General features: G+C 70.8%; 10 protein-coding genes, 1 pseudogene and 1 riboswitch. Of the genes and pseudogenes, 4 read left to right on the forward strand and 7 right to left on the reverse strand.

All coding sequences use genetic code 11. The features are described 5' to 3' along the window. Together U9R90_RS12955 and U9R90_RS12960 are read right to left on the reverse strand one after the other, a co-directional pair. Positions 1-445, reverse strand: a pseudogene (locus U9R90_RS12955) (metallophosphoesterase); the annotation flags it as partial. Positions 446-485: 40 nt separating this feature from the next. Then, complete coding sequence (locus tag U9R90_RS12960) at positions 486-728, reverse strand: SCO4848 family membrane protein (protein ID WP_411056593.1); 243 nt, start codon at positions 726-728, stop codon at positions 486-488. A gap of 88 nt (positions 729-816) precedes the next feature. Here U9R90_RS12960 and U9R90_RS12965 point away from each other — a divergent pair, with 88 nt between their 5' ends. Next, complete coding sequence (locus U9R90_RS12965; protein ID WP_411056594.1) at positions 817-2,067, forward strand: D-alanyl-D-alanine carboxypeptidase family protein; 1,251 nt, start codon at positions 817-819, stop codon at positions 2,065-2,067. Here U9R90_RS12965 and U9R90_RS12970 read toward each other — a convergent pair. From U9R90_RS12970 to U9R90_RS12980, 3 genes are all read right to left on the reverse strand, one after another. Continuing rightward, positions 2,027-3,001 carry a YihY/virulence factor BrkB family protein gene (locus U9R90_RS12970; protein ID WP_411056595.1) on the reverse strand — a complete coding sequence of 325 codons (975 nt, stop codon included), beginning with the start codon at positions 2,999-3,001 and terminating at the stop codon, positions 2,027-2,029. The genes U9R90_RS12965 and U9R90_RS12970 overlap by 41 nt on opposite strands. Positions 3,002-3,121: 120 nt before the next feature. After that, positions 3,122-3,847 (reverse strand): isocitrate lyase/phosphoenolpyruvate mutase family protein, encoded by a 726-nt coding sequence (locus U9R90_RS12975; protein WP_411056596.1) that lies wholly within the window; start codon positions 3,845-3,847, stop codon positions 3,122-3,124. A 12-nt stretch (positions 3,848-3,859) separates the two neighbouring features. After that, on the reverse strand, positions 3,860-4,357 hold the full coding sequence (locus tag U9R90_RS12980) for a carboxymuconolactone decarboxylase family protein (protein WP_411056597.1): 498 nt from the start codon (positions 4,355-4,357) through the stop codon (positions 3,860-3,862). 47 nt (positions 4,358-4,404) lie between these two features. Here U9R90_RS12980 and U9R90_RS12985 point away from each other — a divergent pair, with 47 nt between their 5' ends. Beyond that, positions 4,405-5,808, forward strand: a complete 1,404-nt coding sequence (locus U9R90_RS12985; RefSeq protein ID WP_411056598.1) for a PLP-dependent aminotransferase family protein — start codon at positions 4,405-4,407, stop codon at positions 5,806-5,808. A 100-nt stretch (positions 5,809-5,908) separates the two neighbouring features. After that, positions 5,909-6,175 carry a hypothetical protein gene (locus tag U9R90_RS12990; RefSeq protein ID WP_411056599.1) on the forward strand — a complete coding sequence of 89 codons (267 nt, stop codon included), beginning with the start codon at positions 5,909-5,911 and terminating at the stop codon, positions 6,173-6,175. A gap of 84 nt (positions 6,176-6,259) precedes the next feature. Here the strand turns inward: U9R90_RS12990 and U9R90_RS12995 are convergent, their stop codons facing one another. Further along, on the reverse strand, positions 6,260-6,955 hold the full coding sequence (locus U9R90_RS12995; protein WP_411056600.1) for a polysaccharide deacetylase family protein: 696 nt from the start codon (positions 6,953-6,955) through the stop codon (positions 6,260-6,262). Positions 6,956-7,113: 158 nt separating this feature from the next. Further along, positions 7,114-8,376: an ornithine--oxo-acid transaminase gene (gene rocD / locus U9R90_RS13000; RefSeq protein WP_411056601.1), complete on the reverse strand. Its 1,263-nt coding sequence runs from the start codon at positions 8,374-8,376 to the stop codon at positions 7,114-7,116. Between the two features lie 105 nt (positions 8,377-8,481). Next, positions 8,482-8,568: riboswitch (ZMP/ZTP riboswitch) on the forward strand. A gap of 33 nt (positions 8,569-8,601) precedes the next feature. On the opposite strand from rocD, the gene U9R90_RS13005 reads away from it, so the two are divergent. Further along, positions 8,602-10,068, forward strand: a complete 1,467-nt coding sequence (locus U9R90_RS13005; protein WP_411056602.1) for a glycine hydroxymethyltransferase — start codon at positions 8,602-8,604, stop codon at positions 10,066-10,068. Positions 10,069-10,096 lie beyond the last annotated feature (28 nt).

Genomic DNA, 10,096 nt, shown 5'->3' on the forward strand with positions numbered 1-10,096 from the left:
CCGGGGCCAGCTCGGGGGCGGACGCTGACGCGCCCTCGCCGCTGCGCGCCGCGACCGGCTGCGCCTCCCGTACGGGGGCCTCCTCCACGACCGGTGCGGCCTCGGCCTCGGTCTTGGCCGCCGCCCGCCGCTCAAGGAACCTCCGCAGCAGGGGTCGTACGGCCTCGCCCATCAGCAGCGCGAGCAGCACGTACAGCGAGAGCGCCAGCCACATATAGCCGGGCCAGGCCAGCACCTGCTGCAGCCGGAACGGCAGCCCTGCCCGCCCGCTCACCAGCGCGCCGACCATCAGGAGCGGACCGGCGACGAACACGGCCGTACCGGCGCGGCGGCCCACACCGCGCGGCGCGGTGGTGTCGCGCACGAGTCTGCGCCAGACGTACCAGTGCAGCGCGGCGAACACCGCGAGTCCGGCGAGTGCGGCGAGCACGACCAGGACGATCACTCTTCAGTCACTCCCTAGTCACTCCGTATGACGTACAGCCTTATAACGTTCGGCGCAGTACGCGCAGCGATCGGAACCCAATGCCCCCGACCACCGTCCCCAGGACAAAGGACGTGACCGCGAGCAGCAGATGCACCCAGAAGTACCCCGTCGGATCACCGGCGTCGTCGAAGGCGAGACCGCTCGCGTCCTTCCACAAATTCTTGATGAAAGTGACCCAGATGACCCAGCTCCACACCCCGAAGGCGAGCAGGAACCAGGAGACGGGACGGCTGAGCTTCATGGGCTCAGTATCGCGGCTGTCCCTTTCGTGCCGTCGCCGGGGTGCGCCGGGGCGGGTGTCCTCAGCCACACCCTGTACGTTTCCGACCGTGTACGCCTTCAAGAAGACCGCTGTCGTGGTCACTTCTGCCGCTTTGCTGACGATGTCCGCCACGGTTCCCGCGCTCGCGGACGACAAGCCAGGCAAGGCCGATAAGGCCGACAAGGCCGACGAGAAGCCCAAGCCACCGGACACGATGTCGAAGGTCGGCGGCATCCGGCTCAGCCGACCGGGTACCCAGCTGGAACTGCGCGGCGACGCCCCCGTGCTGCCGAAGAAGCTGTCGGGGCGTTCCTGGATCGTCGCGGACGCCCAGTCCGGTGACGTGCTCGCCGCGCACAACGCGCACTGGCGACTGGCCCCGGCGAGCACCATGAAGATGCTCCTGGCGGACACCCTGCTGCCGAGGTTCCCGAAGACCCGGGAGCACAAGGTCGACCCGTCGGACCTGGAGGGCATGGGTGCGGGCAGCAGCGTGGTCGGCATCAAGGAGAACCAGACCTACACCGCCCGCGAACTGTGGCTCGGGGCCTTCCTCGCCTCCGGCAACGACGCCGTACACGTCTTGTGCGCCATGAACGGCGGCAAGAAGAAGACCGTACTGGACATGAACAAGCGCGCGCAGGAGCTCCAGGCGCTCGACACCTACGTGGTCAACCCCGACGGCTACGACGCCAAGGGCCAGGTCTCCAGCGCGTACGACCTCACGCTGATCGCGCGCTCGGGCATGCAGAAGAAGGACTTCCGCGAGTACGCCGCGACGGCCACCGCCAAGTTCCCCGGCAAGGAGAAGAAGGGCGGCAAGAAGGGCAAGCCCTTCGAGATCCAGAACACCAACCGGCTGCTGACGGGCGCGCGGGGTGTGACGCCGTACCCGGGCATCGCGGGCGTCAAGAACGGCTCCACCACGCACGCCGGGACGACCTTCACCGGGGTCGCCGAGCGGGACGGCACGGTGCTCCTGGTGACCGTGATGAACCCGGACTCGGACGAGAGCAGCGCCGTCTACAAGGAGACCGCGCGGCTCCTTGACTGGGGCTTCGCCGCGTCCGGCAAGGTGGCGCCGGTCGGCGAGCTGGTTCCGCCGAAGGACGTGAAGGTGGGCGGCGGGGCGTCGGAGGCCGCGCCGGCGCCCGGCAAGGAGAAGAACGAGGGCGCCACCCCTGCGGCGGCGGCTTCGGAGGGCTCCAGTGGGCTGGGGATCGCGCTCGCGGTCGTCGGGGGCGCGGTGGCGCTGGTCGGCGCGGGGGTGTTCGTGGTCAACCGGCGGTGGCCGCTGGGCCGTCGGGCTCGTTCTTGACGTCTTCACCGTCTTCCGCTGCGTCTTCCTCAGCCTCTTCTGCTGCGGGCTGCTTCTCCTCTTCTGCTGCGGGCTGCTTCTCCTCTTCTGCCGTGCCCGTCGCCGTCCACGCGGCACAGAACACGAGCACCTTCGCGGTCAGGTTGATCCAGATCAGCAGGGCCACCGGCACGCCGAACGCGCCGTACATGGACTTCGCCGCGACGCCCTTCATATAGCTGCCGAGCAGCGCCTTGAGGAGCTCGAAGCCAACCGCTCCGATGAGCGCGGCGACGACCAGACGGTGGCGCGGCGGTTGTACGCCGGGCAGCAGGGTCAGCGTGTAGAGGAGGATCAGGAAGGCGGCGAGTACGGCGAGCGCGAGTACGGCGACCAGGAGGACCCAGCCGATCGGGCCCTCGTCGTCGAGGCCCAGCTTCCGTACGAACCAGAACAGCGCGGTGTTGCCGAGGGCCGACGCGGCCAGCGAGAGGAGTCCGGTCAGGCCGAGGCCGACCAGGACGCCCGCGTCCTTGAGCTTGCGCACGATGGCGTTCTCGTCGGCGTCCTCCAGGCCCCAGACGGCGCGCAGCGACTCCCGTAGCGAGCCGACCCAGCTGATGCCGGTGAACAGCAGCAGAGCACCCGCGACGAGTCCGACGGTGCCCGCGTTCTCCACCAGATTGGCGATGTCCAGCTGCTCCGAGATGCCGGGCACCTGCTCGGCGAGCTTGTCCTGGAGGTCCTGTTGCTGCTGGGTGCTGAGGGTCGCGGCGGCGATGGCGGCGGCGACGGTGAGGAGCGGGAAGAGCGCGACGAAGCTGGTGAAGGTCATCGCGGCGGCCAGCCGCGTCCAGTGGGCCCGGTCCAGGGTCTCGTAGGAGCGCCACGCGTGAGTGGTCATCAGCCGCGTGACGATCGGCCCGACCACGGGGAGCTTCTTCAGCCAGTCCATAGGACCAGAATCCCAGCACGGCGGACAGCGCCGGGCCGACCGCCGCGCCGGAGTGTCGGACGGGCTCCGTTGGAGCCCGTCCGGCGATTGAGGACTCTCAGGAAGGGGCGCGGTGGGGGGCTAAAGCCCTGACCTCAGCCCACGCGCCACCTCAGCGAGCGAAGCCATCGCCCCCATCTGCAAACCCGGCCCGAACGTGATCCGAGTAGCCCCCGCCTCACCCATCGAGCGCAGGCTCACCCCCGAGGGGTGGGCGGCCGCGTTGATGGGCCCCTCAATGCCTGCCCGAAGCTCGGGCAGTGCCTCCACCGGGGCCAGGATCGGGTACACGCAGTCCGCCCCGGCCGCCACATACAGCCGCGCCCGGTTGACCGCGGCCGCCACGGGATCGGCCGCCTCTCGTACGAACGTGTCCACGCGCGCGTTGATGAAGAGCCGATCCCCCGCCTCGGCCCGCACCTCCGCCAGCCGGTCCGCATGGCGCCGCGGGTCCTGGAGGACCCCTTCCACGGAGTCCTCCAGGTTCACCCCGACCGCCCCGGTCTCCAGGACCCGTTCCACCAGTTCCTTGGGGGCGAGCCCGTACCCGGACTCGACATCCGCGGAGACCGGTACGGACACGGCCCGGACGATCCTGGTCACCGCCGCGAACATCTCCGCGGCGGGTGTGGACCCGTCCTCGTAGCCGAGCGAGGCCGCGACCCCGGCGCTGGGCGTCGCGAGGGCCGGGAATCCGGCCTCCTCGAAGACCCGGGCGCTGGCGGCGTCCCACGGTCCGGGCAGGACCAGCGGGTCGCCGGGAGCGCGGTCGTGGTGCAGCGCGCGGAACATCCGTACCTCACCCATGTCGGATGCCCCTTACTTGAAGTCGCCGGGCTTGTAGTGGCCCGGCACCATCCGGGTGGTCACGGCGAACCGGTTCCACGCGTTGATCACCGTGATCGCGGCGATCAGATGGCCCAGCTCCCGCTCGTCGAAGTGCTTGGCGGCCTTCTCGTACACCTCGTCCGGTACGAAGCCGTCGGTGAGGACGGTGACCGCCTCGGTCAGCTCGATCGCCGCGAGCTCCTTCTCGGTGTAGAAGTGCTTGGACTCCTCCCAGGCGCTGAGCTGGACGATCCGCTCGACGGTCTCGCCCTGGGCGAGCGCGTCCTTGGTGTGCATGTCGAGGCAGAAGGCGCAGTGGTTGAGCTGCGAGGCGCGTATCTTCACCAGTTCGTTGATGACCGGGTCCAGGCCCTGCGCGGCGGCCGCGTCCAGTTTCACCATGGCCTTGTAGGCCTCGGGCGCCTGTTTGGCCCAGGCGAGTCGGGGGGTGTGCTCGGGTGCGTACTCCCGTACGTGTTCCGTCGTCATGGGTACGAACTTAACTGCCAGGCAGCCCAGGGGTATGGTCCATTCCTATGCCAGAATCTTGGGCCAATCTGGGCGTCGACGGCGTCGATCTGCATCTGGACGTGGGCTCTTCGGGGCTGCGCAAGGGGCTGACCGACGCCCTGCGGGAGGCCGTACGCGGCGGTCGGCTCGCCCCCGGCACCCGGCTGCCCTCCTCGCGCTCGCTCGCCGTCGACCTGGGTATCGCGCGCAACACGGTGGCCGACGCGTACGCGGACCTGGTGGCCGAGGGGTGGCTGACCGCTCGGCAGGGCTCGGGGACGCGGGTCGCGCAGCGGTCCGTGCCGCGGCCCCTCGCGCCGCCGATGCCGCCGCGGAGCAGCGGTTCGGTGGCGTACAACCTGCTGCCCGGCACCCCCGACCTCGCCTCCTTCCCGCGCGCCGAGTGGCTCAGGGCCGCCCGGCGCGCGCTGGGTGCGGCGCCCAACGAAGCGCTCGGCTACGGCGATCCGCGCGGGCGGATCGAGCTGCGTACCGCGCTGGCCGACTATCTGGCGCGGGCCCGTGGCGTCTACGCGGACCCGGACCGCATCGTCGTCTGCTCCGGCTTCGCGCACGGGCTGATGCTGCTGGCGAAGGTGTTGCGGGAGCGCCGGGTGCGGGAGGTCGCGGTGGACTCGTACGGGCTCGACGTCCACTGGGATGTGCTGGCCGCGGCCGGGTTGCGGCTGCCGCCGCTGCCGTTCGACGCGCTCGGCACCCGTACCGAGGAGCTGGCGGCGATGCGGCCGGGTGCGGTGCTGCTGACGCCCGCGCACCAGTTCCCGATGGGGATGCCGCTGTCGCCGGGGCGGCGCGCGGAGGCCGTGGAGTGGGCGCGGCTCAGCGACGGGCTGATCTTGGAGGATGACTACGACGGCGAGTTCCGTTACGACGGTCAGATGGTCGGTGCGCTGCAGGGCCTGGACCCGGACCGGGTGGTCTACATGGGGACGGCCAGCAAGTCCCTGGCGCCGGGGCTGCGGCTCGGCTGGATGGTGCTGCCCGGCTCCCTGGCGTCCGTCGTGGCCGAGGCCAAGGGGCCCGAGGACTGGGCCTGCGGGTCCCTGGACCAGCTGACGCTCGCGGAGTTCCTGACCTCGGGGGCGTACGACCGCCATGTGCGCGGGGCCCGGCTGCGCTACCGCAGGCGGCGTGACCAGCTGGTGGAGGCGCTGCGGGAGCACGCCCCCGAGGTCACGGTGAGCGGGATCGCGGCGGGGCTGCACGCGGTGCTCGAACTCCCGCCGGGCACCGAGCAGTCGGTGCTGCGCGGCGCCGCCTGGCAGCGGCTCGGCATCCTCGGCCTCAGCCGCTTCCGCCACTCGGACGCCGATCTGCCCGCGCGCGACGCGGTGGTCGTGGGCTACGGGACGCCCCCCGACCACGCGTGGGCGGGCGCGCTGGACGCGCTGTGCCGGGTGATGCCATGAGGCATGCTGAGTTCGGCACAACATTCAACCAATCACGGGGGATGGCTGACATATGACGAGGCATCGGCAGCTCAGGCATCGGCAGCTGAGGAAGGGCGGCGTGGCGCTCGCCGCAACCGCCGTTCTGATGACGGCGCTCGCGGCGTGCGGCAGCTCCGGCACCAAGAAGTACTGCGTGGACGAGGACGACTTCCGCAGCGGCCGCGGCTATCGCGTGATCGACAAGAAGCACTGCGAAAGCTCCGGCTCCAAGGGGTCGGACTCTTCGAAGCTCACGATCAAGGGCATCTCGGACCCGGAGTGGTACTACAACGGAAAGAAGAAGAAGGGCCGAGCCAAGAACGGCACCTTCGACAAGCCCAGCTAGTCGGGCTAGCCCGGCTGGCCCGACCAGAGCGTGTTGCGGGACCCGGGTGGCGTCCCGGGTCCCGCGTGGGCCGCGGGCGCGGGGTCAGTCGGCTATGTACCGCCGCAGGTTCGCGGGCTTGAGGCCCGCCGCGTCCGCGGCGTCGAGTGCGCGGGTCAGGTCGGCCTCCAGGGTGGCGCCCATGTGCAGCAGGATGATGTCCCCTGACCGCAGCTCCTGCTTGAACTGCTGGCCCCAGGACAGGTCGTGGGTCCACATCACCAGGGCCTCGGCGCCGCAGGCACGCGCCACCGTCCGGGTGTCGTCGTTGTAGTACGGCCAGGGGTACGTCGCGCCGCCCGAGGGGCGGAAGAGGCGGGGGCTGTCGCCGAAGGCGGCCAGTTGCCGGTCGCGGGCGCCGCAGACCTCCGCGCGCTGCATCTGATAGCTGAGCTTGGTGAGGTCGGGGTGGCTGACCGTGTGGTTCTCGACCCGGGACGGCCCGTTGGCCAGGAGGGTGCGGTAGTGGTCCGGGTACGCCTCATAGGCGCCGGGCAACAGGAAGAGTGAGGCCGGGACTCGGCGGTCGCGCAGGAGTTTCAGCGCTCCGGTGGCCTGGTCGGCGCCCCAGCCGTCGTCGATGGTGATGAAGACGACGGGGTCGTCGGTGTCGACCTTGGTGACGACCGGGACGGGCTCCGGCCAGGTCTCGTCCGGCGCCGCGGCATGGGCCGGACCGGCGAGGCCGAGGAGCAGCAGAACGGGTACGAGGACGGCGAGCGTTACTCGGGTTCTTCGCATGAGCCGCATCATTGGTCCAGACCAACTCCGCTGTCAACGCCCCGCATTGAGCCACTCGCCGCCCCCGAAACGGACCTCCCCGGTCCGCCGGGCTCCCCGTCCATCAGCCGCCCGTCAGCCGCCCGTCAGCCGCCCGTCAGCCGCCCGTCAGCCGCCCGTCAGCCGCCCAGCGTCGCCCGCAGCTGGTCCAGGCCCCAGTCCAGGTCCTCCTTGCTGATCACCAGCGGCGGCGCGATCCGGATCGTGGAGCCATGGGTGTCCTTGACCAGCACCCCGCGGTCCATCAGCTTCTCGGAGATCTCCCGGCCCGTGCCGTAGACCGGGTCGATGTCCACGCCCGCCCACAGCCCGCGCCCGCGCACCTCGCGCACCGCACCGCCACCGGTGAGCAGACCCAGCTCGCGGTGCAGATGCTCGCCCAGCTCGGCGGCCCGCTGCTGGAACTCCCCGGTCCGCAGCATCGCGACGACCTCCAGCGCCACCGCGCAGGCCAGCGGGTTCCCGCCGAAGGTCGAGCCGTGCTCGCCCGGCTTGAACACGCCGAGCACCTCGGCGCTCGACACCACCGCGGAGACCGGGACGACGCCGCCGCCCAGCGCCTTGCCCAGGACGTACATGTCGGGCACCACGCCCTCGTGCTCGCAGGCGAAGGTCTTGCCCGTACGGCCGAGCCCGGACTGGATCTCGTCCGCGATGAACAGCACGTTCCGCTCCTGCGTCAGCTCCCGCACCCCCGCCAGATAGCCGTGCGGCGGCACCAGCACCCCGGCCTCGCCCTGGATCGGCTCCAGCAGCACGGCCACGGTGTTCTCGGAGACCGCGTGCTCCATCGCGGTGAGGTCGCCGTACGGCACGATCTCGAAGCCGGGCGTGTACGGCCCGAAGTCGGCTCGGGCCTCACGGTCGGTCGAGAAGCTCACGATCGTGGTCGTACGGCCGTGGAAGTTGTTCCCCGCGACGACGATCTTCGCCGCGCCGTCCTTGACGCCCTTGACCTGGTACCCCCACTTTCGGGCGGTCTTCACCGCGGTCTCCACCGCCTCCGCGCCGGTGTTCATCGGCAGCACCATCTCCATGCCGCAGAGCTCGGCCAGCTGGGTGCAGAAGTCCGCGAACCGGTCGTGGTGGAAGGCCCGCGAGGTGAGCGTCACCCGGTCCAGCTGTGCCTTGGCCGCCTCGATCAGGCGCCGGTTGCCGTGGCCGAAGTTGAGCGCCGAGTACCCGGCGAGCATGTCGAGATAGCGGCGGCCCTCGACATCCGTCATCCACGCGCCGTCGGCCGTCGCGACGACGACGGGCAGCGGGTGGTAGTTGTGCGCGCTGTGCGCATCGGCGGCGGCGATGGCCGCTGCCGTGGCGCCCGCCGTCGAGGACGGCTGGCCTGCTGCGGACGGCTGACCTGATGCAGTCGTACGAGACACGGGATCTCCGTTCGTTCTGCGGTGAAGGGCGGGGGTGATGCCCTTTTCTATCCTCGTTCGCATGCTGGACGAAGAAACCTCGCCCGGCGTCGCCCGGTAGTCTGCCCCCAGGACCGTGACTGGCGTGCTGAGATGGGATGGACCATCGGGGAGCGGTCCTTGAACTGTGTGCCGCGCGCCTGGGCCGACCCGTGTACGAACGTCACGTCCGGAGGTCCGTCCGTCATGCCAGAGTCCGCCAAGGCCACACAGCCGACCCACCCCGCCGCGTCCACCGCCTTCCGCAGCGCACTCGAAGTGATCCGCGGAGTCGAGCCGCGAGTCGCCGACGCCATCAGCCAGGAGCTCGCCGACCAGCGCGAGATGCTCAAGCTGATCGCCAGCGAGAACTACGCGTCCCCGGCCACGCTGCTCGCCATGGGCAACTGGATGAGCGACAAGTACGCCGAGGGCACCGTCGGCCGCCGCTTCTACGCCGGCTGCCGCAACGTCGACACCGTCGAGGCGCTCGCCGCCGAGCACGCCCGCGAACTCTTCGGCGCCCAGCACGCCTACGCCCAGCCGCACTCCGGCATCGACGCCAACCTGGTCGCCTTCTGGGCCGTACTCGCCCAGCGGGTCGAGGCCCCCGCCCTGGAGCGGGCCGGTGTCCGCCAGGTCAACGACCTCTCCGAGCAGGACTGGGCCGAACTCCGCCGCGAGCTCGGCAACCAGCGCATGCTCGGCATGTCCCTGGACGCCGGCGGCCACCTCACGCACGGCTTCCGCCCCAACATCTCCGGCAAGATGTTCGACCAGCGCAGCTACGGCACCGACCCGACCACCGGCCTGGTGGACTACGAGGCCCTGCGCAAGACCGCCCGCGAGTTCCGCCCCATGATCATCGTGGCGGGCTACTCGGCCTACCCCCGGCTGGTGAATTTCCGCGTCATGCGGGAGATCGCCGACGAGGTGGGCGCGACCCTGATGGTGGACATGGCCCACTTCGCGGGCCTGGTCGCGGGCAAGGTGCTGACCGGTGACTTCGACCCCGTACCGCACGCCCAGATCGTGACCACCACCACGCACAAGTCGCTGCGCGGCCCGCGCGGCGGCATGGTCCTGTGCGACTCCTCGCTGGCCGACCAGGTCGACCGCGGCTGCCCGATGGTGCTCGGCGGTCCGCTGCCGCATGTGATGGCCGCCAAGGCGGTGGCGCTGGCCGAGGCCCGCCAGCCCTCCTTCCAGGACTACGCCCAGCGGGTCGTGGACAACTCCCGGGCGCTGGCCGACGGGCTGATGCGCCGCGGCGCGACCCTGGTCACCGGCGGCACCGACAACCACCTCAACCTGATCGACGTCGCCTCCTCCTACGGCCTCACCGGCCGCCAGGCCGAGTCCGCCCTCCTGGACTCGGGTGTGGTCACCAACCGCAACGCCATCCCGGCCGACCCCAACGGCGCCTGGTACACCTCCGGCATCCGTATCGGCACCCCCGCGCTGACCACCCGCGGGCTCGGCGCGAACGAGATGGACGAGATCGCCGCGCTCATCGACACGGTCCTCACCACCGCCCAGCCGGGCACCACCAGCAAGGGCGCGCCCTCCAAGGCGCAGTACGTACTGGAGCCGAAGATCGCCGAAGAGGTCTCCCACCGGGCCACCGACCTGCTGGCCCCCTTCCCCCTCTACCCCGGCATCGACCTGAGCTGACGGCCGCGGGGGGGGGGGGGGGGGCGCC

Source organism: Streptomyces sp. E11-3, from assembly GCF_046540415.1.
In the GTDB taxonomy this organism is placed as follows: Bacteria; Actinomycetota; Actinomycetes; order Streptomycetales; family Streptomycetaceae; genus Streptomyces.